General features: G+C 62.9%; 21 protein-coding genes. 15 read left to right on the forward strand and 6 right to left on the reverse strand.

Translation table 11 applies throughout. The features are described 5' to 3' along the window. Positions 1-11: 11 nt before the first annotated feature. From N5C18_RS19200 to mobF, 10 genes are all read left to right on the forward strand, one after another. Positions 12-647 (forward strand): hypothetical protein, encoded by a 636-nt coding sequence (locus N5C18_RS19200; RefSeq protein WP_071227560.1) that lies wholly within the window; start codon positions 12-14, stop codon positions 645-647. A gap of 58 nt (positions 648-705) precedes the next feature. Beyond that, positions 706-1,785, forward strand: a complete 1,080-nt coding sequence (locus tag N5C18_RS19205; protein WP_239591826.1) for a hypothetical protein — start codon at positions 706-708, stop codon at positions 1,783-1,785. Positions 1,786-1,850: 65 nt separating this feature from the next. After that, the gene (locus N5C18_RS19210; protein WP_071227562.1) at positions 1,851-2,183 is read left to right on the forward strand and encodes a hypothetical protein; all 333 of its coding nucleotides are present in this window, start codon (positions 1,851-1,853) and stop codon (positions 2,181-2,183) included. A 23-nt stretch (positions 2,184-2,206) separates the two neighbouring features. Then, the gene (locus N5C18_RS19215; protein ID WP_164207848.1) at positions 2,207-5,245 is read left to right on the forward strand and encodes a TraM recognition domain-containing protein; all 3,039 of its coding nucleotides are present in this window, start codon (positions 2,207-2,209) and stop codon (positions 5,243-5,245) included. Positions 5,246-5,332: 87 nt separating this feature from the next. Further along, positions 5,333-5,857, forward strand: a complete 525-nt coding sequence (locus tag N5C18_RS19220) for a hypothetical protein (protein WP_071227624.1) — start codon at positions 5,333-5,335, stop codon at positions 5,855-5,857. Positions 5,858-5,993: 136 nt separating this feature from the next. Then, positions 5,994-6,197 (forward strand): hypothetical protein, encoded by a 204-nt coding sequence (locus N5C18_RS19225; RefSeq protein ID WP_071227564.1) that lies wholly within the window; start codon positions 5,994-5,996, stop codon positions 6,195-6,197. A 225-nt stretch (positions 6,198-6,422) separates the two neighbouring features. Next, positions 6,423-6,650: a hypothetical protein gene (locus tag N5C18_RS19230; RefSeq protein WP_239591825.1), complete on the forward strand. Its 228-nt coding sequence runs from the start codon at positions 6,423-6,425 to the stop codon at positions 6,648-6,650. Positions 6,651-7,006: 356 nt separating this feature from the next. Further along, positions 7,007-7,516: an ankyrin repeat domain-containing protein gene (locus N5C18_RS19235; RefSeq protein WP_239591824.1), complete on the forward strand. Its 510-nt coding sequence runs from the start codon at positions 7,007-7,009 to the stop codon at positions 7,514-7,516. After that, positions 7,494-9,380, forward strand: a complete 1,887-nt coding sequence (locus N5C18_RS19240) for a helicase HerA-like domain-containing protein (RefSeq protein WP_279945431.1) — start codon at positions 7,494-7,496, stop codon at positions 9,378-9,380. Before N5C18_RS19235 ends, N5C18_RS19240 begins: the two co-directional genes overlap by 23 nt. 61 nt (positions 9,381-9,441) lie before the next feature. Further along, entirely contained in the window at positions 9,442-12,276 is a 2,835-nt protein-coding gene (gene mobF / locus N5C18_RS19245) for a MobF family relaxase (RefSeq protein WP_279945432.1), read from the forward strand. Here mobF and N5C18_RS19250 read toward each other — a convergent pair. Together N5C18_RS19250 and N5C18_RS19255 are read right to left on the reverse strand one after the other, a co-directional pair. Beyond that, positions 12,266-12,721, reverse strand: coding sequence for a GIY-YIG nuclease family protein (locus tag N5C18_RS19250; protein ID WP_071227569.1), 456 nt, complete (start codon positions 12,719-12,721; stop codon positions 12,266-12,268). The genes mobF and N5C18_RS19250 overlap by 11 nt on opposite strands. A gap of 183 nt (positions 12,722-12,904) precedes the next feature. Further along, positions 12,905-14,674, reverse strand: a complete 1,770-nt coding sequence (locus tag N5C18_RS19255; protein ID WP_071227570.1) for an adhesin — start codon at positions 14,672-14,674, stop codon at positions 12,905-12,907. A 258-nt stretch (positions 14,675-14,932) separates the two neighbouring features. Between N5C18_RS19255 and N5C18_RS19260 the strand changes: the two genes are divergently transcribed. Both N5C18_RS19260 and N5C18_RS19265 read left to right on the forward strand, forming a co-directional pair. Next, positions 14,933-15,727 (forward strand): M15 family metallopeptidase, encoded by a 795-nt coding sequence (locus N5C18_RS19260; RefSeq protein ID WP_071227571.1) that lies wholly within the window; start codon positions 14,933-14,935, stop codon positions 15,725-15,727. A 421-nt stretch (positions 15,728-16,148) separates the two neighbouring features. Beyond that, complete coding sequence (locus tag N5C18_RS19265) at positions 16,149-16,631, forward strand: hypothetical protein (protein WP_279945433.1); 483 nt, start codon at positions 16,149-16,151, stop codon at positions 16,629-16,631. A 61-nt stretch (positions 16,632-16,692) separates the two neighbouring features. Here the strand turns inward: N5C18_RS19265 and N5C18_RS19270 are convergent, their stop codons facing one another. Further along, on the reverse strand, positions 16,693-19,446 hold the full coding sequence (locus N5C18_RS19270) for a UvrD-helicase domain-containing protein (protein ID WP_279945481.1): 2,754 nt from the start codon (positions 19,444-19,446) through the stop codon (positions 16,693-16,695). A gap of 120 nt (positions 19,447-19,566) precedes the next feature. Continuing rightward, complete coding sequence (locus tag N5C18_RS19275; RefSeq protein ID WP_279945434.1) at positions 19,567-20,556, reverse strand: MDR family oxidoreductase; 990 nt, start codon at positions 20,554-20,556, stop codon at positions 19,567-19,569. Positions 20,557-20,658: 102 nt separating this feature from the next. On the opposite strand from N5C18_RS19275, the gene N5C18_RS19280 reads away from it, so the two are divergent. Next, the gene (locus N5C18_RS19280; protein WP_279945435.1) at positions 20,659-21,006 is read left to right on the forward strand and encodes a helix-turn-helix domain-containing protein; all 348 of its coding nucleotides are present in this window, start codon (positions 20,659-20,661) and stop codon (positions 21,004-21,006) included. A gap of 590 nt (positions 21,007-21,596) precedes the next feature. Here N5C18_RS19280 and N5C18_RS19285 read toward each other — a convergent pair. Next, the gene (locus N5C18_RS19285; RefSeq protein WP_279945436.1) at positions 21,597-22,889 is read right to left on the reverse strand and encodes a PAAR domain-containing protein; all 1,293 of its coding nucleotides are present in this window, start codon (positions 22,887-22,889) and stop codon (positions 21,597-21,599) included. Positions 22,890-23,422: 533 nt separating this feature from the next. Here N5C18_RS19285 and N5C18_RS19290 point away from each other — a divergent pair. Together N5C18_RS19290 and N5C18_RS19295 are read left to right on the forward strand one after the other, a co-directional pair. Next, positions 23,423-23,830, forward strand: a complete 408-nt coding sequence (locus tag N5C18_RS19290; protein ID WP_279945437.1) for a hypothetical protein — start codon at positions 23,423-23,425, stop codon at positions 23,828-23,830. 102 nt (positions 23,831-23,932) lie between these two features. After that, complete coding sequence (locus N5C18_RS19295; RefSeq protein ID WP_279945438.1) at positions 23,933-24,388, forward strand: hypothetical protein; 456 nt, start codon at positions 23,933-23,935, stop codon at positions 24,386-24,388. A gap of 157 nt (positions 24,389-24,545) precedes the next feature. Here N5C18_RS19295 and N5C18_RS19300 read toward each other — a convergent pair whose 3' ends face one another. Continuing rightward, a complete protein-coding gene (locus tag N5C18_RS19300) occupies positions 24,546-24,923 on the reverse strand; it encodes an EF-hand domain-containing protein (RefSeq protein WP_133935032.1) in 378 nt (125 codons plus the stop codon). Positions 24,924-24,945: the final 22 nt, after the last annotated feature.

Genomic DNA, 24,945 nt, shown 5'->3' on the forward strand with positions numbered 1-24,945 from the left:
AGATCCATCCCATGAAACGTTTTTCCCTTCCTCTCACTCTCTGCCTGGCGGCGTTCATGCCGCTTCACGTTTCCGCCCAAGCCGCCCCTGACGAAGTGCACGCCGCGGCGGACCATGGCAAGCCCAAGGCCGACAAGAAGCGTCTGTTCAAGGCCGGTGGTATCGGTTGTGTGGCCGGCGGAGCCATCGCCTTGCTCACGGGCAAGAAAGACAAGGCCCTGGGCGCTTGCGCCGCGGGTGCTGCAGTGGGTGCTTCGGCGTCTTACGTGAACCAGCAGCGGGAACACGCCGAGCAGGCCGCCGACGCCGCCCGTGCGGCTGGCATGAAGGCCGAAGTGGTCACCAAGACTGAAACCGTGGAGGGCAAGCAGGAAGCCGTCCTGGATTCGTTGCGCTTGAACTACAACCCCACCGACATGAAGCGTTTGGACAGCGACACTCGGGCCTTCCTCGACAAGTTCGCGGGTCTGTTGAACAAGTCCAGCAACGGGTTGACGGTGGTGTTCCAAGGAGCCGACAAGGCCGCCTGCCAAGTGCCCATCGTGGAGCTGGCCAAGCGTGGTGCGCTGTCCAAGGTCACGGTGGACGACCGCTGCGGCAGCGGTGAGCCCGTGATCGTCGTTACCCCGGTGCCTGACGTCCGGTGATCTCGCGCCCGGGTGTCTGTCGATGCTCGGGCGTCCTTTCCCAATTCAAGGAGCCCACATGACCCCAGAAGAAAAGAACCAAATAATGCTGCAGCGCAAGCGCAAGGAGCTGCTTGAGCGTGCCAGGGCAACCCCGACCGCATCGCCCACCCAAGAAGAGCGGCTGGTTTCCGACGGCATGAAAGAGAACCTGAAAGCTGCCAGTCACTGGGCCGGAGTGATCAGCAGGCGCACTGCCGAGTTGACCCAGAAGGGCGTTGCTGCCGCTGCCGAGAAGGCGAAGGAGGTCAAGGCGACCGTGGACGCCAAGCGGGCAAGGAGCGCGGAGGAAAGAGTTCAGGCAGCAGAAGCCGAGTCTGGACCCACCGTCCAGCCGAGCGAAGCCGAGGTGGGACCCGAGGACTTGGTCGATGCGTTGCCCGCCCGGGAGCCAGCGGCAATTGCCGTCGAAGCAGAAGCGGTTGGCGTGAGCGAAACGAATCTTGAGCCAGGAGTGACGGAACAGCGGCCTGTCGTGGAAGCCACCAGATTTACACCGGAGGCGGACGCCACTTCGTATCAGCCAGCAGATGCTGTCAAAGAGCCGCAGGTGACCGATGACGTTTCGACAGGGCAGGGAGAGTTGACCGCCGCTGCCGCAGAGGAGCTTGGCCCCTCACCCGACGCCAAGTCTTCAGAAGCATCGCAAGCGTCACTGCATTCCACGCCCGGCTCTCGCTGGCATTGGGCAGTAGGCGGCGTGGTGGCGGCGGCATTGGTCGTGGGGACGATCTACTTCTTACATGGGAAAGGCGATCAGGTGCCACCGAGCACACCGCAGCCCGTGGCACCGGTTGCTACTCCAGCCGCTCCCGAGCAGTTGCCCGAGGTGGTGGAAGCCCCCGTGGTCGCGCCTGCTCCAGCAGTGCTTACAGAGCAGGCCGAGCCAGAACCTGCGATCGAGAAGCCAGAGCCGGTCGCCGCTCCCGATGTGACAGCGTCAGCGACGATTGCGTCCCAGCCCAAGCCTTCGCCGAAACGTGCGATCGCCCCGTTGCCGAGGAAGGCCACCGCACCAGCCGCCGAACCGCGGAACGACTGGCAGCAAAAAGCCAATGCAGACCTGGACGCCTGGGCGAAGAAGTCGGGGATCGACTAATCCCCCTTGCGCATCCGCGGATTCGATCTAGAAAGAAGTGACCTACTCACGAATAGGGGGGAGACATGTTCAAGTGGCTGTTCACGCAATACCGGGAACCCGGAAAACTTCACTTCGGATCAAAGTGGCTGAACCTGCACGGGCGCTTGTTCCTCGGCAGCCCTGAATCATTTGGCATAGGCCACCTGAGTGAAGGCGTCCGCCGCACTTTCTACTACTTGCGGGCCGATCGCAGGCCTCCGGTCAGAGACGACGCCGCGTATGACGCATGGACCAAGGATCGGCTCTACGCGAGCAAGGTTGAGCAGGTCGCAGAGCGCTGGGTGGCCAAAGCGGGCTTCCTGGCGTGCGCGCCGCTTTGTTTGGTGCTTGCCGTCTTGGCGCATTGGCTTCGTTGATTTGACAGGGGAGGGAAACAGAGATGGCAGCAATCAGTTTGTTAAACGTTCTGGACTGGACGAGCGGCCTGGGCCGCAAGTTCCGACGGAAGAGCGGCGAGCCTTCGGGCGTGAAAGAAGAAATCATCGTCAAGTCCCACGATGAGTATGAAAACCTCGTGGGTCGCTTTGACGTGACCGATCGCGTTCGCAGCCGAGAGCTCGATGTGCCGGAGGCTGATCGGGATTTCGCGCTGGAGTGCGGCGCCGTCTGGGACGAGAACGCCCAGGTGTTCAAGGTGCCCGACGGACGCAGCGAGGACGAATTCCAGGAGTGGTGGCCGAAGGTTCCGGAAGATTTGCGTGACACCCAATCGCGGATCATCACGACGAAGCTTGGACGGCGTGCCGAGGGCTTTCTGCAGGGCAACGACATGGGGCAGGGCGGCGACAGCCTGGCCACTCCCTTGATGTATCTCGCCTTCCCCGTGATCGGCGTTCTGGCAACCTTCCTGGTGAGCCTGATCGTTTCTATGGGGTGGACCAAGCTAGAGGCCGCCTCGACGCTGGAAAGCTTCGTTCGGATTGGTGGGGCGGGCGTGATAGCTCTCTTGCTGACCATTCCTTATTTCATTGCCCTCAAGCAAGGCGAGGGCATGAAGGAGGCACTGAAGGCATGGGTGCTGTTGCAGTGGGTTCCGATGGCGCTTCAGTTCGTGGTTGGGGACAGCAAGGGCGGCACCGAGGTGGCAATGCAAGCCGGCGGCATGGCTGTGTATGCCCAGATCGCCAGGACCTACCTGTGGTGGGCCTTTGGCTTGGTCGGCATCCTGTTTGTGGTTTGCTTTGTGGCGGCGGCCTCGCACCCGCACCGGGGCGTCATTGGCGGGACAGCCGCGCGCTTCATTCAAGCGATGAAGTGGGTGGGGCTCATCTTTGCCACACTGGTGGTCGCCAAGGTCCTGCCATTTGGCTTGGGCGAGGCGGCGCCTTACGTGCTGGCATGCATGTATGCGATGCAATACGCCGAAGGCAACTTTGTCCAAAACGCCGCCCGGCTTTACCTGCAGAACAACGACAACAACCTGGCCACCCAGGGGGCGCTGATCAACGCGCACGTCAAGGCGCGTGAACAGCAAGCCGAGGCGGCCCTGCGGGACAAGACCCCGCTGATCACCATCGGGCGCGCCACGGGACACCTGTCCGACAAGGGCTATGGCTACTCACCCGACTTGGGCACCGTGATGATGTTCTCATGGCGCGATTGCCAGCAGGGCCTGCTCGTGTTCGGAGCCATCGGTTCGGGCAAATCCTATGCCGCGCTGCGACCCATCGCTCGTCGGTTCCGTAAAGCTGCCTTGGCAATGGCGTGTGTGGCGTCGGACCAAGGCGATGTAAGGGAGCGTTTGACGCGGCAGAAGCTGGCCGGCGGTGCTCTCATTGCTGACGGTAAGGACGGAGCAATCATCGCGGATCTGGAAGGGTTGTTCGATATCGTCGTCAAGCCTGGAATGCGCGTGGGGCCCTACGAAGGGTTGGCGCCCGATCAGATCGTCCGGGCATTGCGCGGTGCAGCCGGTGGGCGAGTGGACGAGAGTTCCAAGCTCTGGATGGACGGCGGTGACGCGTTCCTCTACCACACCGGCATCATCCTTCGTGCGCTCGTGGATCACGAGATGGCTTACAGGTCCTGGTGCTCGGCCAAGCTGGAAGGGTTGGAGCGTGCACAGATGGACGCGGAGCTTGAGCTGGTCAAACAGCGCAAGCTGGGCGAGGACGTGGCCGAAACTGAGGCATTGATCGAGCGGATCGCCGAGCAGATCGCCATCCATCGAATACCGGTGAGTGACGACAGGCAATGGCATTACACGCCATTCCACCACCACAAGTTGTTGTCCATTGTGGAACGCGTGATTCCCGCAAGTCCCGCGCCTCGTGCCAGTCCAAAGCTAATGGAGGTGGTGAAATACTTGGGCCTGGAAGAGGCGGACACGAGCCATGACGAAGAAGGGCGCCTGGCCTACGCGGCCTACCTGCAACAGCACCGCCTTCGTCAAGAGAGCGCTCCGCAGACCATCCACCCGGATCTCTTCCGTCCCATGTCTCAGCTGCAGAGCTCGCTGGAATGGGCGTTCCTGGAGATTCCCGCGATGCATCCGGAACAGAGGCAATCGTTCACGCTCAACTCACGAGGGCTGCTGGAGAAGCTCTTGCGAGGCGAAAAGCTGCGTGACAGCAAGACGGACATGCCCTGGCATTCGATTGAGACGGGCGAGGTGGACGTCTCCGACGCGCTCTATGGAGCCATGGTAGGCCTCTTCTTGCCCCCGACCCAATTCGGTGAGGCAGGTGAAATGATGATGCGTCTGCTCAAACAGCGGGTCATGAACGGAATCAAAGGGCGTGGTGCATACGGTGATAAATGGCGTGAAGCACTGCCCGGCCAGACCGAGGTGATGCTGATGATGGACGAGGCCCACCTGCTGTTGACGGCCGATGACATCAACCTGTTCTCCGTTTCGCGCTCGCTGGGGTTGATGCCCGTGCTTGCAACGCAAGGGTTTGAAAGCTTGGTCAACGCCTTTGGGTCAGTCAACGAGGCGGAGCTGATGGCCAACACGATGCAATCGGTGATCGCGCTGAAGTGCTCGCACAACACCCACGAATACCTGGAAAAGCGGTTCGGACAGGCAACGTTGACCACGTTCAAACAGCGCACCCGGGGCATCGACTACCAAGGCGGCATGAACAATTGGCGCCACTCCGTGCTCAACGACCCGGATCATGCCTACGCGTCCGCCTACGACAAGATGCGAATGGAAGGGGCCGGGCGGTTGACGGCCTCGCGCATCGACGCCGTGACGGGCCGCCGCTGGCGGATTGGATCGGAGGACACGCTGGGCCAAGACGAGATCGCGCGCGACATCGACATGCCCACCGGGGGCAAGCGCGAGGTGCAGCCGCTGTTCCTGCGCGAGGAGTATTCCGCCCTTCTTGAGCCCCGCGGTCACGCCGTTGTGGCGTTGAACCGGGCTGGCATCAAGCGGTTCGACCTGGCAGAGCTCCTGCCCGATGCGGATTGATGCGGATAGGCAAGGGGGCTCACCCCCCTTGCCAAACCTGCGGATTGATCAACGATGAACCCATTCACCCCAGCGGAGGGAACAAACATGAGCGACAGCCTTTCCCAACCCATCGAAGAAATGACCGAGCTGCGAGCACTCCAGGCGCAGCGCAACGAGCGGCTTCTGGGCGATCGCCCACCGCCCAAGAAGGACAGCGCGGCACGGGCGGACTTCGAGCAGAACGTGGCCCAAGACCAAGACGCCATCGAGCAACGCCGACAGCGCGTTCTAGCGTGGGCAGAGAAGGCCTCGCCCGATCAGATCGCCGCGCTCCAGGCAAAGATCCAGGAGGCCGACAAAGCCGTTCGTGATGCAAAGCCGGACGACAGGCACGAGCAGGTGGTTCATGCGACCGTTGCGCAGTGGCGGCAGCAACGCAGCGTCCAGCGGGAGGAGAGCCCTCCCATGTTGACCCGTGAGCAGCGGATGGAGAACGGATCTGGGCGCCTGGGATACGCCGATTACGCCCGCAGTTCGTTGAAGGAGGCGGCTTTCATGAAGGACTACGCTGCCAATTACGATTGGGAGAAGCACCAGAAGCAGGCCCAGCCAAACGTCTTTCGACAGTAATTTTCACCGATGTTCAAATCTGCCCGGTTCTTCGCAGAATCGGGCATTTTTGCGTCTTGACGTCCAGTTTGACGGTGCTTTAATGGTTATGTAACGAGTAGGTAGACCTACTCATAAAACCAAAAGGAGAGCCGCCATGTCCACGTTGTTCAATGCCATCAAAGACTTCGCTTTCGAAAACGCGGTCCCACTGCTGACCGGCTTGTTCCTGCTGGTCGCGGCCTTCGCAACGGCCGTCCTCGCCTACCCTCCGGCCGTTCCGGTTCTGCTCAAGGTAATGGCCATAGCGGCGGTGGGCTTTGTGACCATCGGGGTGGTGGTCCAGAGTTCCTTCCGATGAGCAGCTGGCGCTGGCTCAAGCTGCGCGAGGTGCAGGAAGCGTTGGCGCCGTTTTGACTGGGAGGGCTTTGGTTTCTGGTTCTATCCCGCGCTGATTTTCTACATGCTGGGTTGAATCGTCTTTGGCCCACGCGACAGTGTTTGACGCGTTAGCCCATTAGTTCACCAGCGATCGAGCTGGACCTTTCCGATGAGGCACATTGGCTTACCACTGCAGGAGGATCAGATGAATATCAACAACACCAACTTCCACCGTTTTCCCGACGTTGCTCCCGAGCATTTGAGTTCTTTCGCCTTGGTCGGCGGGTATGTGGATTCCCAGGTTTTGGCTGGAAGAAGCTTGGACAATGTGCTTCAGGAACTGGACAGCAGTAGCCCAGGGCAGAAGCTCTGGCATGACACTGGGATTCTTCGGCATTTCAGTGTTGCGGTGGCTACTCGCCTCAACAGCTGACACGTTCTCTTGACGGTCGCGGATTCGGCTTTACAACAATAGAGATGGACATCCAAGAATCTCTGTTGCGCCTCTTGCGTCCCCTCGGCCTCCAACGAGCGGAGGCCTTGGCGGGCGCGCTCGCGCGCGAAGCCGGAGCGTCCAGAGGCCTTCACGATTCGCAAGTGTTGGCGCGTGCCCACGCCCTGAGCGTTGCCCCTGTCGAGGGGCGGTTGGGCGATCTGGTCTGGCAGGTCCGCCAGCGGAAGCACGATGATGCGCCCCAAGTGGACCTGCGCTGGGGCTTACATCGCCTGGGGTTCGACGCGCACACGCGAGCGTCCACACGGGACCTGGTGCGTGCTTACGAGAGGCGCTTGGCAGACCGTGACGAGCCGATGGTTTACAGCACCTTGGCAGAGAGGGTGGCTGGGTTGTCCATGGCAGAGCACGCCTCGCTCTTCCAAGGCATGGCGATGGCGGTGGAGGAGGCGCGGGCTCGGCTGTCGGATGCAAACCGGTTGCGGGAGAACGCACCGTGGCAAGCCTGGCTCGTGGGGGCGTCCCGAGCGGGCCACGAAGCAGCACTGCTGGCCTGCATCGGCATGGGCGCGGACGCCCGGCTGCCCGATGCCAGCGGCAACACGCCACTGCATCATGCGGCCCGGTTTGGTCACGCCTCGCTGGTCACCCCGCTGGTCCAAGCCGGCGCCGACGTGGCGGCCCTCAACGCCCACGGGTGGGCGCCGCTCCACCTCGCCGCGCTTCACAGGCACGCCCGGGTCTGCCTCCACCTGATGGCCCACGGCGCCAATCCTGAGCAGCCAGGGTGGCGAGGGCGGACCCCTACGCGCATGCACCGACATGAGCAAACCCGAGCCCTTTGACGCGCTGGGTGACGTGCCCGGCAGCGTTGCGCCTTCCCAGCCGGTCCGATACTGGCACCGCGCCGTTCTCGCCGGTGCATTCGTTTTTGGCTTGGCCTACGTGGGGAGCATGGGCGTTGCCTGGCTCTTGCCGAATCCCGATGGCTCGCTCATCCGCTTCGCCGATGCTTTGAAAGGTGGTCTGGTGACCGCTTTTCACTTCCTGACCGCTGGCATCTCGGCACGTGCTCCGGCACGGGAGTTCATCGAACTGGTGTCCTACCACCACCCAGTGGCGACGTGGTCCCGGATCGGGGTGTCGCTTCTGCTGGCGGTGGGCCTTGGCCTTCGCATGTTCCTCAAGGCAGCTGAGCCGGTGAGCAACACTTGGCATTTGTCTGGACCGAGGCTGCTGGATGGAAAGGAGGCTGTGGACGAGGCCCGGCACCGCTCGATGACACCCAAGGAAGCCGAGGCGGATCCCTTCGCCCTGTCCCTCCACCCCGATCTGTTGCTGTCTAAAAAGCATTGGGCGCGCCACGTCCTGATCACCGGCTCGGTGGGTTCGGGCAAGAGCGTCATCCTCAAGCACATCCTGGAACAACTGACGCGAAAGAGGGGCGCAAAGCTATTCCTCTACGACATCAAAGGCGACTTCACGTCGATTCTCAAAAGGCCCATCATCGTGTCCCCTTTTGATGCGCGGTCCTACGTGTGGGACGTTGCCGCCGACGTGCGGACCCCCGCCCAGGCGGCGGCGTTCGCTGCCTCGATCATTCCGGAGGGCGACGGGAACGCCAAGTTCTGGAGCATGGCCGCTCAGGACTTGTTGATTGGGTGCGTGCGCGAGCTCCAAAACACCCGGCCTGGCCAGTGGGAGTGGCCCGATCTGGCGGCCTTGGTGCGCCGCCCCGCCGCAGAGATGGCCGCAGGCATGCGCCCGCATTACCCCCGAGGCGCCGCACTGGTGCGTGACCCGGAGAGCCAAACCACGTCCAGCGTGCTGTCTTCCCTGGGGGGCTTCACCCGCCTCATCGACGATCTGGCCACCGCATGGCCCAAGGTTGGGAAGCGCCGTTTCTCCATGACCGAGTGGATACGGGACGACTACACCGGGCGCAAGCAGGTCATCGTTCAATCCGGACCCGATCCAACCCTGACGAAGGCCTACATCGCCGCCATGATCAACGTGGCCGTGCCGGATCTCATTGGGCCGGGCTTGCCGGACAAGGAGGGCGGGCGTGGGCTCTACTTCGTGTTCGATGAGCTGACCAGCGCAGGGCGCTTGAACATCGATCCCTTGCTGGCATTGGGGCGCAGCAAAGGCGTGGTGGCCGTCATGGCGGTCCAGGATCACTCCCAGGTTGAGCTGGTTTACGGCGACAAGACCGCCCAGGCCTTCTCGTCGCTGGTGGGAACCCACGTGGTGTGCCAAGTGCAGATGGGGGCTACCCGGGACAAGCTGGCCAGCCAGCTCGGCAAGCGAAAAATCGCCTGGCGTGGGCACGACGACAAAGCCCAGGTCCACGAAGAAAGCCGCGCCTTGGTTTCCAGCGGTGAGCTCACCGACCGGCTGGGGTTCCGCAAAGGCAAGCGCTACGGTCCCGAGAGGTGGGGCATCGAGGCGATCGTGCAGATGGGCGGAGACGTGCTGTTGCTGACATGGCCCGGAAAGAGCCATCAAACGGTTCGCGAGGGGCAGGTGGCCGCTGCGTGGACCACCAAGCCAGCCGGACCGGTGGCCGAGGCTGAAGGGCCGTCGCCGGCAACGTCCCCTTCAAACGCTGGCGCGTCTGCCTTCCCAATCACCGCCGAAGGCATCGATGCGGTGCAGCGTGTGCTGACCATGACACCCGAGGAAATCGACGCGCTTTTCAAGCGGTGATCGGCCTTGCCAACTCTCCGTTTTCTGGGACCTTGGATCAGTCAACGTTTCGGAGAGCCACATGATCAACTGCACGCGAATCGACGCCCGCGGCCACAACAAGCACAACGGCAACATGTTCGACTACATGCTGGCCACCGAGCGCCTGTCCATCGACAGCGCCGTGGCTTACTACGTCGGCAGCGGTCCTGATCCGCGGCAGACGCTCAATTGGGGCGGCAGCCTTGCCGCCGAACTCGGCCTGGAAGGGCAGCCGGTCACCCGCGAGGTGATGGAAAAGCTGGGGAAGGGCTTCTCACCCACCGGAAGGCCGTTGTGCAAAAACGCAGGCAAGGAGGCCCGATTGGTCATCAAGACGGATCGCTGGGGAAACGTGCGGTTGGACGACGACGGCAAGCCGATGGAGAAGTGGGAGGGCGGCCACCGGGTGGGGTTCGATCTGACCATTTCCGCCCCCGGGGACGTGAGCGTGGCGTTTGCCCTTGCGGATGAACGCGAGAAGCTGGCCATCTTGGAAGCGCACCGCCAGGCCTGCGCCGTGGCGATGCGCTACATCGAGAGCAAGGTAGAGACCCGGCGCGGAGAAGCGGGCGTAGACGTTATAGGCACGGCGGGATTGGTTTGGGCAGCCGCCGACCACGTCAGCAACCGGAACGTGGAATCCGATCTGCACACCCATCATCTCGCGTTTGGTGTTTCGAAGGGGGAGGACGGCCGTTGGGGCACGTTTGATGCCATCGAGATCTACCGCCACCGCCATGCGGCCGATCACCTCTACAAGGCCGAGCTCTACAGCGCGATGAAAGCGCTGGGCTATGGGGTTCAGCGGGAACGCGAGGTGGACGTGATGGGGCACGAGACGGGCCAGATCCTCACCACGATTGCCGGCATCGACCGTGAGCTGGTGCTTCAGACGAAGACCCGCCGCCAGGAAATCTTGGACTACGTCAAAGAACACCCCAACGCCAGCCACGACGAGGCCTGCAAGGCCACCCGCAAGAAGAAGGAAGAACCGCCCTTCGATCAGGTGGTAAAGGACTGGCAGCAAACCTTCGCCAACATTGCCCGAGAAAGGCCAGACTTGGTTCCCACCACCCAATCGCTCAAGCAGACCCAAGGCCAGCACCTGGACCCGCATACGTTTGATGAGGTCTTGCAGCGCATGCACGAGAACGAGGCGATGTTCTGCGAGCATGACCTGGTCCGGGAGCTGGGGATGGAGTTCGCCGGGCAAAAGAACGCGGAGGAGATCCTCAAAATGGTGAAGGAGTTCACCGAACAGGACGACCTGGTGCGCGTGAAAGCCGAACACCTCCACAAAGACGACCGTGGCACTCGGTTGGCGCGCAAGCACCGGGAGGATCGCTTCTGCGCCACCTGGATGGTCGAATGGGAGGCCGAGATCATCCGCCGCTCGAAGGAGCGGGAGAACGAGACGGATCTCAAGCTGTTCCGCTCCACAGTAGACCGGGTGATCGCCGCGTATCAGAAGCGAAAGGGGTTCATCCTCACAGAGGAGCAGAACGCCGCCATCGGTCACCTCACCCACGGCACGGCCGGCGTGGGGGTCATGTCGGGGTTGGCCGGCACCGGCAAGACCACCGTGGCCGAGGTTTACAAGCAGTGCTTCGAAGCCGAAGGAAAGCAGTTGATGGGCTTGGCCGTGTCGGGTAAAGCCGCGGCTAAGCTGGAAGAAGAGTCCGGCATGCCCTGCATGTCGGTTGCAAAGTTCTTTTCCCAGCTCCGGCAGGGCAAGGTTGCACTGACGAAGAACGTTGTGGTGGTGCTCGATGAAGCCGGGATGATTGCCACCGGCGATACCTTGAAGTTGATGACCTACTGCCAAGGGGTGGGCGCCAAGCTGATCTTGCAAGGGGACAGTGACCAGCTTCAGCCCATCGCCGCGGGCAACGGCTTTGAACTGGCGAAGATGGCCCTGGGCGACACGAAGCTGACCGAGATCCGCCGGCAGAAGAACGCCGGTGACCTGATCACCGCCAACAGCTTCTACGAGCGGGACCAGCAGGGGAAGGTCAAGGACATGCGCCGCGGGCACCGCAGCCGCCAAGGCACCTTTGATATGGGCACAGAAATCCTGAACAACCTCAAGCAACGCAACTGCATCAACGACTTCGGAACGGAAAGACAGGCCATCAAGGCGTTGGTGGACGATTACCTGAAAGACAAAACGCCGATGGACGAGAAGCTGGTCTTGGCCCACACGCGCTCTGAAGTCAAAGCCCTCACCACGGGCATCCGAACGGGGCTTCAGGAACAAGGCTTGCTGGACAAGGAGGAGTTCACCTTCCGCTCGATCGTGAAAGGGCAGTGGGAGGACCTGACGCTCTCACGCCGCGATCGTGTGATGTTCACGGCGACCAACAACGACCTGGGTGTCATCAACGGCACCGAGGGCACGGTGGAGAGCATCCGGAAGGACAAGTCCGGTGGCTACGACGTGGTGGTGCGCATCGAGGGCTCGAATCCGAAGGAGAATGGGCGCATCGTGCAATTCAACACGAGCGAACACAATGCCTTGGCCCACCGGTATGCCATGACCGTCCACAAGGCGCAAGGACAAGGGAAATCCGAGGTTTACCACTTGGCCACGAACATGGGCATGCTCGACCAGCAGTCGGCCTTGGTGGCGTTCACCCGCCTCACCAAGGGCAGCTACCGCATGTATACGACGGACGACGTGATGGAGCGCATGGCCGAACGCTTGGGCACCGAGCGACACAAAGAAATGGCGCTGAGCGTCGGTTTGTCCGAGACCCAGGCTGCTCCGATGCGCGACCTGGTTCAAGACGTCGAAGAGCTGCTCGCAGGATTGAAACCGCAACCTCAGGTGCCGAGCATGAACGCGAAACAGCGCGACATGGGGCTCACCCGGTGACGCATCGGGCCAGTGTTAAAACGCTGATCACCACCACTACCCACGGCCACCACCCCACGCGTTCGGAGGGGGCTTTCACCGGTGTTCCCAGCTGCCACCGCCGTTGGTGGGCCAGCCATCGCACGTGCGGCGTTGACCGCCGGTGCGGGTTGACCACGATCCCCGGTGGCTTGGCGTAGATGCGCCACCCCTCTCGGGAGGCCTTCACCCGCCACGCCTGCTCATACGCTTCGGCTTCCGCCCTGGTGGCGGTCACCACTTCCAGCGCATGGAACCGGAAGGGACGGTGCCAGCCGCCTTTGGGGGAGCGGTGCTGCTTCTCCCGCTGCTGCGGGTTTGAGCTTTGGCCGATGTAACAGCCCCCGTCGTCGAACAGCAGGGCATAAAGGGTGCGGGGCAGGGTGTGATACTTCTCACTGCGTCCCAGTTTGTGGTGGTGGGGCATGGTCTCTCCTTGAGTAAAGCGACCCACTCACGAATAGATCAGAATCTTGAGTTGGCAAGCCTGCTGCGAAGGGTTCAAGACGCCTACAGCTATTCATGTAAGCTCCTGCTAACGAACAAGGGCCCCGAAGGGCCCTTGCCGAGACACGATCACCTCCTTTCGCCGCTGACATTCTTTAATTCGTTACCAACCGATGGCCCAGGCTGCGCCCACGGCCGTGTCCTGCCCGCTGCGGGAAACGCCGATCGAGAAAGCCGATGGAGATCCGCGTGGGGTGGTCACGTCGCGGGTGTAGCCGATGGAAATGGCGGCTTGGCCGCTGCAGCCACCGACGCCCACGGCCAGGCGGTTTCGGTTCTCTCCATGGATAGCCGACGTCGAGGTGGCCATCTGCGCGTTGGCTTGGGCCATGGCGCACACACCGCTCACCCGTTTGTCGAGCTGGCGGAAACGGCGGTCCGTCAGGTTCCAGCGGTCGTCTTGCTCCCGCTGGTAATCCCACAATTGACCACCGTTGATCGCGTCCGTGGACCCTGGAGCGATCGCTCCTGCTGCCACTCCGGTTACCCGCTGGTTGCCGGCGTTGATCCCGGATCGGGTGACCGATGGGCCGCCCTGGACGGTGAAGCCGTCGCTGTTGTGGATGGCCTTGGCCACTTGGACCGAGCCCTGCTCGGACAGCTCAATGGTGTCTTTCAAGCCAACGGTTTGGGTGCCGTTCCCGTTGTCCGTGACCTCGATGTTGGCCCCGGCCACCGTGGTGCTGCTTCCGCCATCCTTGCCGTCTTTACCGTCCTGGCCTGCGGGACCTTGCGGGCCGGTCGGACCTTGCGGGCCGGTGGTGCCACCACCACCGCCAGGGTTCTGCTCCAGCTGGTGAACGCGCCCGTCGAGATCGTAGATAGCGCCGGCCACGGTGGTGTGGTTGTTTCCGCTGCTCAGCTGGTAGTTCGGCGCCACGATCACGCCGTTTACTACGGTAGCGCCAGCGCCCAGGGTTTCCACGGCGGTGCGCAGTTGGCTGACGACCACGGCGTCGTCGTCAGCTTTGCCCAAGGCAACCTGGGTCAAACGACGGTTGCCGAACGCTGCGGTCTCTTCTTCATCGCAGGTGGTGTTGGCGCCCACGGCCACGCATCCCCATGCGTTGGCCGCGGCACGAGGCCCCAATGCCACGCCTTCTGTGGCGTTGGCCGTGGCAGACGCGCCGAAGGCTGCAGAGTAGGGCGCAAACGCCTGGGCCCACGGGCCCACGGCGGTGCCGGCCTCGCCGGCAGCGCCAGCGCCGTAACCGTAGGAAACCGCGAAGTCGGCGGTGGCGTTGGCACCGGGCCCGACGGCGGATGCGCCTTCGCCCTCGGTCTGGGATGCGGCGCCCAGCGCCAGGTTGTTAACGCCTTGCGCAGTCGCACCGCTGCCGAAAGCCGCTCCACCGTTTCCATTGGCTTTTGCGGACGGCCCTACAGCGGTCCCACTGGCTCCAGGCGCACGGGCATTAGAGCCGATGGCCACACTGGTGATTCCGCTGGCCAAGCTGTGCCCTCCAATGGCTACCGCAAAGTCGCCGGTGGCTTGCGCTTGAGGGCCGACGGCGACGGCGTAAACCGCGAATGCCTGTGCGCGAGAGCCAATGGCGAGCGCATGTGGGCCCTGCGCTTCGCTCAAGAATCCCAGAGCGGTTGTGCTGCACCCGCGGGCGGTGGCGCGATTGCCCACCGCGGTGGCCCCCAGGCACTCGCCCGGAACGCCGTTTTCATTCACCTCCACCCCGCCATCGGCGAGGGCGTCTGCCCCGATGGTCGTGGCCCCTATGGTCAACGATTGAGCGCGGTCGCCCACCGCGGTGGTATCGGGTTTGGTGGCAACGGCGCCGTTGCCCACTTGAACCTGGGCCTGCGCCGTGCCTGCAAAGAGGCCCGCCAGCAAAGCGCAGTGGATGAGGGAGCGTTTCATGGGATGGCCTCCTGGGATATGAAATGAGTGATCGTGTGCACTCACGAATAGATCAGATCCTGGAATGCGCAAGCCCCCCCTAACGAAACTTCCCGGCACAACGGTAGGAGGAGCCGTTGCGCCGGGAAGCGGTGGGGCCGACTTTTCCCCACCCCTCTTCTTCTACGTCAGGGAAAAGATTCCGCAAGCCCCCCCTTGCGCATTCTCGATTCTCCGCTTGCATGAGTGCATCGCTCATGTGAGTAAGGAGGCCTACTCATGTTTCAACGCTTGTTGCTCGCGCTCGCATTGGCCAGCGCCCCCATCCTGGTCCACGCTCACGTGCCAGCCACCGATTCCGTTGAGGTCCACGGGAAGAAGCCAGGGTTTTTCAAACGCCTGTTCCACCGTCACAAGGACGCCCCGCAGTGGGACGGTGTCCACCCTGAGCTTCGCTCAACGCTGGAACGCATCGCCTTGCAGATGAAGGACGAGGGCTACGACCTGCGGCTGATGGAGGGCTACCGTTCTGAACAGCGCCAGGCCGCGCTGCTCGCCAGCCAAAAGGGCGTGACCCAGGTGGGGCCAGGCAGCAGTTGCCACAACCACGGTTGGGCCGCAGACATGGTCATCTACAAGCGCGGCCGCCCGTCTTGGGACCTGACGGACGAGCAGGTGCGGCAGGGCTACCAACGCTTCGGTGAGCTGGCCCAGCAGGCGGGATTGAGGTGGGGTGGGGCTTGGAAGAGCTTCAAGGACATGCCCCACGTCGAGATGCGCAGCGAGTGCCTGGTAGCCATTCGTGGCGGATCTGCCCCCCGCCGATCAATGCAAACAGTGATTGCCAAGGCGGAGTCAGTGTCTGACCTACCGAGAGCACCTCGGTGGGCCTGGAGCGTCGATTCCGAGTTGGCGCCGGACTGGGCGTGCGAGTCCGTGCTTTGCAGTGCGTCTTGGGCGACGGTGAGCCGGCCATGGAGCTATGGGGCAAGGCCGCCGTTGAAAGGACTCCGTCCAGAACCGTTTGCTGAGGCGTCCTGTCCCATGGCCCCAATTGCCCTGAGACATACATGAGGAAGCGGTCCACCGGATTGCTTCCCTTTTCGGCGGAGAGTGGGGGTAAGCGGGTCATCTGCCCTGATCGCGCAGGTTCGGAGGGGATCGAGATTGACGCTCCCAAGGGCTGCAAAAACGGCTGGATCCGTTGCACCGCAAGGGGTATGCTCGTGGCGGGCACATTCCAGGGCACCTCCCAGATGGGTGAAACCCAAGCCGCCCAAGGGGTGAGGGCACTTCTCAAGGAAGTCCCACTCTCTCCGCCAGAATTCTCAAGAAGCCCCTGGAAACAGGGGCTTTTTTGTTGCTGTTGCATCGGCCACGGCAAAGGCCACAGCGCCGCAGACTGCCGAGCCTGTCACATCGCCGGTGCAGGGGCTGGCTAGACTCGGCCGGCACGCATGATGCGTGCACTTCGCCAATTCCGAGGACGATAGTCATGTTGAAAGGATTTAAACCTCTCACCGCAGCTGCGTTGTGCCTGCTTGGCCTCTCTGCCTTCGCCCAGAACGCCGCCGCGGCGCAATGGGTCGACAGCGGCCGCACTGCATACCTCAAGTACAGTTTCTTCGGCAGCTTCGCCGAACATACCTGCAACGCTGGCACTGCACCGATCCAGGGCTATCCGGGCGGCTGTGCCAATGATGCACCCAGCGGCTGGACGGCCAACTACACCGCCTCCAGTGGACTGGCCAACGAGCAGGTGAATGCTTGCGGGCACAACCCGTTCCAGCTCGGTTCGGCCTGCTATGGCCTGGCGTATGCAATCAACGGACAGGTCTACGCCGGTGGGCTGCCGGCCGCGTGCAATGTCGGCGCGCGTGCCGTGGTCACCTCCGCCCGCATGGAAACCGTCGAAATCCAGTACGAGGAGCTCGACGTCGACTTCATCGAGTCGGCGCAGGAGTACATCTGCCAGTAAGCCCGCGCAGGACGCCGCCGAGCACGGCGGCGTCCTGCCTGTTACGGCGCCGGCAGCTTCATCAGCCGCGACGATACCCCGCGTTGGGCTTGTTATGGCACAACGGGTAACTGGAGCACGACCGGAACACCCCATGCGGCCCATTCCGCTCCACAAACACCCCCACCTTGCACACTGGGCAGCGCTGCTCGTTGATGGCCGCGCCTGAAATTCCAGTCACTTCCACCGCACCGTCTTTCACCAGCTCATCCAGGAAGGGCGAGTGCTTGCCCTGCAGGGTGAACATCGCCACCGAGCGACGCGCACGCGTCAGTGCCACATAGAACAACCGCCGCTCTTCGCTGAGTGGATAGGAATCGCCCTCCGGCATCGCCAGCGACAGCACCGGGTCATCCGAGCGCAGGCTCGGGAAGCCGCGGTTCACCATGCCCGGCAGGATCACGTAGTCCGCCTCGCGCCCCTTCGAGCGATGCGCGGTCAGGAACTCGACGTCCATCGTGCTGCCAAACGACGTTCTCCACTCCGCAGGCACCGCACTGCGATCGGCCTGATAGCGCCCGAGGATGAACACCGTCACGCGTCCGTTGCGACCCTGCGGCACCGCACCGGACAACAGTTGCTGATGCAGCCTGGTGAGGTACTGGCGCACACCGTCCTGCACCTCCTCACGCCGGTTCATTTGGAACGCCTGCAGCACCGGGCCCATCGCTGGCGTAGCAGAACGAACCGCCTTGGCGATCTGCCCGGGATTGCGACTGATGAAGCGGCTGGACACATCGCACAGTGCCTGCGGGCAGCGGAAGGTCTGCTCCAGTTTCAGCACCTGGCCATGCCCCATCCATTCGCGGAACCCGGTCATCACCGAGACGTCGGCGCCGGCAAAACGATTGATCGACTGCCAGTCATCGCCCACCGCAAACAGATGGCGGCCGGGCTGGCTCACCAGCGCACGGCAGAGACGGGCGCGGGCGCGCGAGGCGTCCTGGAATTCGTCGGCCAGCACCAGCTCGTAGGGCGACGCGTAGTGTCCCTGTTCCAGCAGGCCGGCGGCCATGTTGAGCATGTCCTCAAAATCGATGCCGCGTTCGTCGGCCAGTGCGTTGTCCCAGGCCTGGAATACGGGGCCGGCGATTTCCAGGAAGCGGCGGTACCGTTCCTTGAATTGATCTTCGGGCAACTGCCGCAAGCGCGCAGCCATATCGTCCAGCGTCAGGCAGTTGCTCTTGGCGTGGGCAATGAAGGTGCGCATCAAGCCGATCAGGTCCGCATCCGGCATCGGCTTGGCACCCGCATCGGGCAGCTCGCGGTCCGGGTTCGGATCGAGCTCGATATCAGATGCGCCAAGCGTCTTCGCCAGGTCATGCAGGGCGTGCCCGCTGCGCAGGCCAAACGAGGTGGTCTCGACCAGCGCGGTGCCGCGCGCCAGGTGCTGCTGGCGTTTCCACTGCATGCCTTCGGCGTAATTGTCGAAGTGCTTCGGCGGCTGGCCATTGGCATCCAGCGCAAAGTGCTCGTGATACAGCGCGGCGTCCGGGTAATAGAAGTCCGGTCGATACTGGCGGTGGGTATCGGTGGCGGTATCAAATTCGTAACGGCGCTCGTAGTCGTACGCAACGCCGTTGTAGAACAGCCAATCGGCAATGACGCACTCTTCCAGGCTCTTTACTCGCTCGCCCTGCAGGGTGCGGATGTAGGGCGTGCCATCGCGGTCGTAGCCATCGGCCATCATCTCGGCACCGAACGGCGGAAGGTCGCGCCCGAACACCAGCCGGAACATGTCCCACTGGGTGCGGAAATGGATCGAGCGATCCTTCAGGTCGTCCACGAGGTCGGCCAGCTTGTTGAAGCCCAGCGTGGCATCGATGGCCCATTCGGGAATGTCGGGCTTGCGCCCGGTGGCCTTGCCGATGATGGCCAGGCCCAACGCATGGAAGGTCCGCGCCTCAACCACGGTGTCACCCATGCCGAGCCGATCAAAGGAGCGCTGCGCGCGCGCTTCCAGTTCCTTGGCCGCATCTTTGTTGAAGGCGAGCATGACGATCCTCTCGGGTTCGACAAAGCCGCGATCGATGGCATAAGCCGCCTTGGCGACCATCGTCGAGGTCTTGCCGGAGCCCGCTGAGGCCACGACCTGCACGCGGTTGTCGAAGCAGATGACCGCGCGGGCCTGTTCCTCGGTCAGCGGCCTGCTCTCGACCCGGTCCAGGAAGTCCTTGGCCAGGACCAGCTCACGCGTGGCCATGGCGTCGTTCGCTTCGGCCCATACGGCGGGCCAATCCAGATGCCAGTCGTTCAGCGCTTCCAACGCGGCCAGATGGTGGCTGGAGCGCAGGTTGTCATGCACGCTGGCATCGAGGAACAGGCGCTCCAGCTCATCCGGGGAGAGTGGCAGGGCGGGGCGGTCGGCCAGCAGCGCTTGTTGTTGTTCGTGGGTGATCCAGCGGCGGCTGGCGTGACCGCGATCGGTCAGTGCGTCCGCCGCGCTCAGCCACGCCTGGATCTGCGCCAGCACGTCCTCGAACAGGCCCTTGCGCCCGCGCGTGCTGCGCGCGGACAGCACGTCCTGCACAGCCGCCGCGAGGTGGGCCGCTTGCCGATTGGGCAACCCGCCCACGGACACAGGCCCACCTTCAGTCTGCAGAGCAACCCGGGCCCAGAACAGCCCGGGGACAACCTGCACGAGATGATCGCCATCCACGTGCTGTCGATACTGCTGGCCGCCAAGGGTCAGCTCGAGGTGTTCGCCATCAAGCCGCAGCCGCCACAGTGGCGAGCGGGTCACGCGCTGGCCCCAGCCCGAGGGGCGCCATTCCATAGACATCCAGATACTGCCTTGCATGCTTCACTGGGCGTATAGCGCCCTTACAACCCAATGATAAGGGGCCTTGGTGCCGCATGTGGCGCTCGTGCATCTGTCGCGCTGGCTGATGGCGTGTCACGCGTTCACATCAACGACAATCCGCCCGCGCACCTTGCCCGGAATGATCTTCTCGTAGACCTCCAGCACCTCGGCAAGCCCGATCTGCTGCACGGTGCTTTCCAGCTTCTGCGGGTCCAGGTCTGTGGCGAGGCGGTCCCATGCACGCTGGCGTACGTCCTGCGGGGCATTCACCGAGTCCACGCCGGCAAGGGTGACGTTGCGCAGGATGAAGGGCAGCACCGAGCCATGCAGTTCATCGCTCTGCGCCAGCCCACAGGCGGCCACGGCGCCGCGGTATTTCGTTTCGGCGATGGCATTGACCAGCGTCGGGCCACCGGCCACATCCACCACGCCCGCCCAGCGCTCGGCACTGATCGGCCGGTCGCGCGGTTCTGAAAGCTGCGCACGGTCGATGATCTCGGCCGCGCCGAGGCTGTGCAGATACTCGGCGTGTTCCGGGCGCCCGGTGGCGGCCACCACGCGATAGCCCAGCCTGGAAAGGATCGCCACCGCAATCGAGCCCACGCCGCCGTTGGCACCGGTCACCAGCACGTCGCCCTTTTCCGGAGCTACGCCGGCATCTTCCAGCGCCAGTACGCACAGCATGGCGGTGTAGCCGGCAGTGCCGATGGCCATGGCATCGCGGGTGGTCAGGTTGCCGGGAATCCTGTTCAGCCATTCGCTGCGCACGCGGGCGCGCTGGGCGAGGCCGCCGTGGTGGCCCATGCTCAGATCCCAGCCATTGAGCACCACGCGATCACCGGTTTTGAAACCGGCATTGCTGGATTCCAGCACCACGCCCGCCAAGTCGATGCCGGGAATGAGCGGATACGTGCGCATGACCGGGCGCGAATGGGTCAGCGCCAGCGCGTCCTTGTAATTGAGCGTCGAGTATTCAACCTGCACCAAGACGTCGCCATCCATCAGGTTGGCTTCATCGAAATCGACAAGTTCGGTGGAAACTCCATCGTCGGTCTTGCGGGTCAGCAGTGCCTTGAAACTCATGGAAGCGCCTCACGTTCAGTGGATGGCCCCATGCTAGGCTCGCACCGTTATCGCAACAAGAACGATGTTTTTCCGTAGGTACTATGGTTTTCGGGAGTATGCATGCGTAGCAGGCGTTGGGATGGCAAGAGCGGGTGCGCCGTGGAAGTCACGCTGTCAGTGATGGGCGGCGTGTGGAAGCCGATCATTCTTTTCCACTTGATGACTGGCAAGCGGCGTTTCATGGAATTGACGCGGCGGGTACCCAACGCCACGCAATCCATGCTGACCTGCCAGTTGCGCGAACTGGAGGCCGATGGGGTGGTGATCCGCCACGTCTATGCCGAAGTGCCGCCCAAGGTGGAATACGAACTTTCCGAATTCGGGCGCACGCTGGTGCCGGTGCTGCTGGCGATGCGCGAGTGGGGCGAAACCTATCGCGGGTACCAGAGTACGCGCGGGGACAGTTGAAGGCTGGGAGCCGGTGATGCCGGAAGTGCGGTGAGCCTCCTGCCGCAGCGATTCATGTGATCGCGCTCTGCGCCACGCGAACCATTAGTCCTCCGCTCATGAGGGAGGCAGCGAAGATTGGGGCACATCCCCGCAGGTCACCACGACAGGCTTCAACTCGCGGCCATCGGCGGATTGACGCAGGTGAAAGCAGGCTCTGAATACACGCAACTTTCCCGAAGTTCCATCGTCCAGGCTATCTGGCGTATACCCAGAGAGCACCACCTGGTAGTACGCGCCCACCTGCAGCGGCGGTGCAGGGGTGGGACCGGATCCATAGGGTATGCACTGGTCAGGTGGGAGCGAAGGTTCGGGAATGTGCTCGTCCATGAAGACCCGTTCCCACGTTGGGTAGAGTCCTTGCCCAGCAGCGCTCACTGCGATGGAGTCGATATCAGGCGGCTCGGATCGATTCCCGCGCGTGTCAGGAACACCAAAGCAAAGCCTGCCGTCAGACGTGCTGATCGTGGCCTTCTGGTAGCGCCCTGGCGGCGCTGAGCAGCTGGCCACGAGAGGTATCAGGATTGCCAAAAGGAACCATGCTTGTCTGATCATCGTGTGGTCCTCGGGAGGTTGCGCTTGTCGGAAGTTGACGCGAGGAATAGTGAGAGGACGCGTTTCAACTGGGCATGGATGCCGAATGTGGTTCGATACCTTGTGTTGCTCATCTTGCTTTGTGAATCACGGAAGGCAACGAGAAAGTAGTCAGCGAGGATGTCGCCTTGCGCCTCCATGTTGTAGTCGTGGAGCAGGCGCACGTCATCGAGGACATAGTCGTAGCTCATGTTCGGTCGCGGTCCACGCACCAGCCTCACGTTGTAGCCGAGCTGATGCTGCCAGACATGGGTCATTTCGTGGATGAAAAGCTGCTGGTTACGAAGATCGCCAGAAGAGTAATCATGAATGTACAGGTCTTTCGGGAAGTAGATCTCGCCATTGGGGGCAACCACCGTGTCCTCAGGTTGCATCCCAAACAACATCCAGTAGCCATGGTTGTGAATCCTCACCAGGCTGTAGTCAATCGCATCGCCGAACACCAGCTGTGCCATCTCGATCTCGCCTTGTGTCAAGCCGCGTTCATGGCCTGGTACCTGCACCGGTACGATCGACGTTCCCATGGTGTCAGAGGTAGTAATCACACCATCGACATCAAAAACCGCTGCATCATCGATCCCGGCCAACAAGGTGCGTTCGCAACAACCGCTCATGGCGCTGGGTGGACGCAACTCCGCGCGCACCACCGCCACGCTCTCGCGGGTTGAAACACGTGACGTCTCGCCCAGTGCGTTGGTCATGCCGGAGAAGGTCTGCCCGTTCGCCAGATGGAGCGTGTAGGGAAGCTCCCGCAACGGCATGCCCTGTGAGCCGGTGAAACGGACAGCCTGGTCGAACTGAAGGCGGCGGCCGCTGGCCAGCGGCGTTTCAGCACGCTGCGTACCGGCCATGTTGGGGCTGGCAGTCCCGCCTGTGGTGGCAGTACTGGATACGTACACCCTGAGCTGTTGGCTTGACATCACCCTGCAGCCACACGCGAGCGCGCATCCGTCCAGCGCAACAGGCTGGCCATCGATGATGATTGTGCTGTCACCTTCGACAATCGCAAACACACCTTTGTGCATGTGCGGGCACGTCGCCTTGTCGCCCACGCGTGCAACGCCCATGCCCTCGATGTCGGTTCGGTTCGACGCAGTGATTACACGCCCTCCGCTGGACGTCGGGTCTCCCATCACAATCCAGTTCCGTGCCATGAATCGCTTCCATTGCTGATCGGCCGGGAGAATCCGATGCAGTTCGGCGTTGCTTCGAGTGGCTTTTGCGACAAGCACGCCGAAGCCCAACTGCAATGGGCGATTGCGGGTTCATCGGAAGCGCGGGTTCGATCTCTGGTGTCGGATCAGCAGAGTCTTCAAGGGTCGAACGCGACACCTGCTCTGTTCCGATATGAGCTGCTTATGGGGGAAGGTGAATCAGCTGTGTCGCATTCGGCTTGCCTGCATGCACGGCGCCAGTCCTCTGCAGGCAAACATTCCCGCCCCATCTGGTGGGTTTGATGGATAACTCGCCACCACATGACGCAAGTACCGCGACTGCACGTCGGCGCGGCATTTCCCTACTTTTCATCCACGAACGAGTACGCCAGTCATCGCCGCGCCAAGGCACTCGCCCTGGCCGGGATTGGCGTCCCGAACTTACGTACCACTACCGGTCGCGCTTGCAGCCTTCGCTGCAGCCACGACAATGCACCGCCTGCCAGTCCATGGCGGACGGTGCGTGGGGATCCCTCGATCCGCCGGCTTTAGTGGTACGTATCCGGCACGCCAACCCGCACCGTCCGCCACCTCGCATCTGCAGGTGGCCACACCGTGAGGTTGTCGCCATGCCTGACCGTACTCCCGACATTCCCCGCCTGCGCCAGCTGCTCGGCGCCGCCGCGCGTGATCTTCCCGCCGCCCTGGCCGAAACACTTGAAGCGGCACTGTGTGAATCCGCGGAGTCCGTCACGCCGTCGGCGTTCTTCGCGCACTTGAAAGGCCACGGCGAGAATCTGCGAGCCGATGGCCAGCCCTGGACCGAAACCCGGCTGAGCCCCGGCCGCGCCTTCGATCTGGCCCTGGCCACCCGCAGTGCCTCGGGTATCACCGCGCTGACCGCCATGCTGCACGCCGCGCATGTGGCGCGGGAGAGTGATGATCCCGCCTGTTGCCCGTCCGCAGCGCTGGTCGAAGGCCTGTTCAACGCCTGCCAGGTGCTGTCGCTGCAGGTGGAGCGCTGCCTGGTTCCGTGATGGCGCAGGTTGCGCGGGGTTGTGCTGGAGCCTCACGCGTTCTTTGCAACTCGGTGGGCAGGCATTGCTAAGTTCGCTTGGCATCCATCACAGGAACCTGCAATGACCCGGACGTCCACGCGTGTATTGCTCGGCCTCTGCCTGATCCCGGCCGCGGCCTTTGCCCAATCCGACCGCCAGGTGGCCGAAGACATGGTTACCCGCGCGGCCAATGTCTGCCCCGGCCACAGCAGCGAGCGCACCACGCCGACAGTGAAGAAGGTGCCGGTCGGTGCACTGCGCGTCATGCTCGACCGCGGGCCGGTGATGTGCCCGGACCGCCGGCTGGATGCTTCTGCGCCCGCCGTGTTCTACGGCCGTGTGGGTGTGTTCGGCTGGAATCCGGAAGTGCCGGCCGCTGCGACGGTGGTCGTGGCGAAGATCGACCAGATGACCCGCAAGGATGAGTACCCGGTGGAGACGCTGGTGTGGGATGCCAAGGGCACCGCGCTCACCCAGCAGACGGTACCGGCGTTCGAGCCGCGGCCGGGTGCGGCGGTGCTGTACAAGGTGCGCTGACTGCCGCGCGCTACCCGCTGGAGGCCCATTCTGCGGGGCGCTCTGGCGCTCGCGCGTGGTGACGGAGCCGTGCCCACCAAGGTGGGCACCTACCAGAACGATGCAACCTGGCATCCGGCAATGCCGCACGATCAGGCGCTGACCCCGTACCAAGGCGCTACTTCGCCGGGGCGTCTGCCGTCTGCGCGGCCACCATGGCCTGCTGCATTTCCTTCAGCGACAGATAACCATCGCCATCAGTATCCAGCCCCGCGAAATACTTTTCGATTTCCGGCACCACGGCGGCTTCCTTCCTGCTGATCTTTCCGTCTTTGTCGGCATCCATTTCCTTGAACGCGGCGTCGATGGAGTCGGCCTGCTTGCTGAAGCGTGCCTGCTGGTACTTCGCGTACTCGGCCTTGTCGATGCGGCCATCGCCGTTGCTGTCCATGACGGCGAAGCTGGAATCGATATAGGCCTGCTTCGGGTCGCCGCTGGCGGCGTGGCCGATCAGCGGTGCGGCACACAGGGTGATGATGAGTAGCGTCTTGTTCATGCAGTCGGTTCCTTCGGAAAGC

Source organism: Stenotrophomonas sp. GD03930 (assembly GCF_029839665.1).
In the GTDB taxonomy this organism is placed as follows: domain Bacteria; phylum Pseudomonadota; class Gammaproteobacteria; order Xanthomonadales; family Xanthomonadaceae; genus Stenotrophomonas; species Stenotrophomonas forensis.

Bases quoted from the DNA above. Each gene is read 5' to 3' on its own strand.
- N5C18_RS19200 (WP_071227560.1), top strand. From the start codon at position 12: ATGAAACGTTTTTCCCTTCCTCTCACTCTCTGCCTGGCGGCGTTCATG.
- N5C18_RS19205 (WP_239591826.1), top strand. From the start codon at position 706: ATGACCCCAGAAGAAAAGAACCAAATAATGCTGCAGCGCAAGCGCAAG.
- N5C18_RS19210 (WP_071227562.1), top strand. From the start codon at position 1,851: ATGTTCAAGTGGCTGTTCACGCAATACCGGGAACCCGGAAAACTTCAC.
- N5C18_RS19215 (WP_164207848.1), top strand. From the start codon at position 2,207: ATGGCAGCAATCAGTTTGTTAAACGTTCTGGACTGGACGAGCGGCCTG.
- N5C18_RS19220 (WP_071227624.1), top strand. From the start codon at position 5,333: ATGAGCGACAGCCTTTCCCAACCCATCGAAGAAATGACCGAGCTGCGA.
- N5C18_RS19225 (WP_071227564.1), top strand. From the start codon at position 5,994: ATGTCCACGTTGTTCAATGCCATCAAAGACTTCGCTTTCGAAAACGCG.
- N5C18_RS19230 (WP_239591825.1), top strand. From the start codon at position 6,423: ATGAATATCAACAACACCAACTTCCACCGTTTTCCCGACGTTGCTCCC.
- N5C18_RS19240 (WP_279945431.1), top strand. From the start codon at position 7,494: ATGAGCAAACCCGAGCCCTTTGACGCGCTGGGTGACGTGCCCGGCAGC.
- mobF (WP_279945432.1), top strand. From the start codon at position 9,442: ATGATCAACTGCACGCGAATCGACGCCCGCGGCCACAACAAGCACAAC.
- N5C18_RS19250 (WP_071227569.1), bottom strand. From the start codon at position 12,721: ATGCCCCACCACCACAAACTGGGACGCAGTGAGAAGTATCACACCCTG.
- N5C18_RS19255 (WP_071227570.1), bottom strand. From the start codon at position 14,674: ATGAAACGCTCCCTCATCCACTGCGCTTTGCTGGCGGGCCTCTTTGCA.
- N5C18_RS19260 (WP_071227571.1), top strand. From the start codon at position 14,933: ATGTTTCAACGCTTGTTGCTCGCGCTCGCATTGGCCAGCGCCCCCATC.
- N5C18_RS19265 (WP_279945433.1), top strand. From the start codon at position 16,149: ATGTTGAAAGGATTTAAACCTCTCACCGCAGCTGCGTTGTGCCTGCTT.
- N5C18_RS19270 (WP_279945481.1), bottom strand. From the start codon at position 19,446: ATGGAATGGCGCCCCTCGGGCTGGGGCCAGCGCGTGACCCGCTCGCCA.
- N5C18_RS19275 (WP_279945434.1), bottom strand. From the start codon at position 20,556: ATGAGTTTCAAGGCACTGCTGACCCGCAAGACCGACGATGGAGTTTCC.
- N5C18_RS19280 (WP_279945435.1), top strand. From the start codon at position 20,659: ATGCGTAGCAGGCGTTGGGATGGCAAGAGCGGGTGCGCCGTGGAAGTC.
- N5C18_RS19290 (WP_279945437.1), top strand. From the start codon at position 23,423: ATGCCTGACCGTACTCCCGACATTCCCCGCCTGCGCCAGCTGCTCGGC.
- N5C18_RS19295 (WP_279945438.1), top strand. From the start codon at position 23,933: ATGACCCGGACGTCCACGCGTGTATTGCTCGGCCTCTGCCTGATCCCG.
- N5C18_RS19300 (WP_133935032.1), bottom strand. From the start codon at position 24,923: ATGAACAAGACGCTACTCATCATCACCCTGTGTGCCGCACCGCTGATC.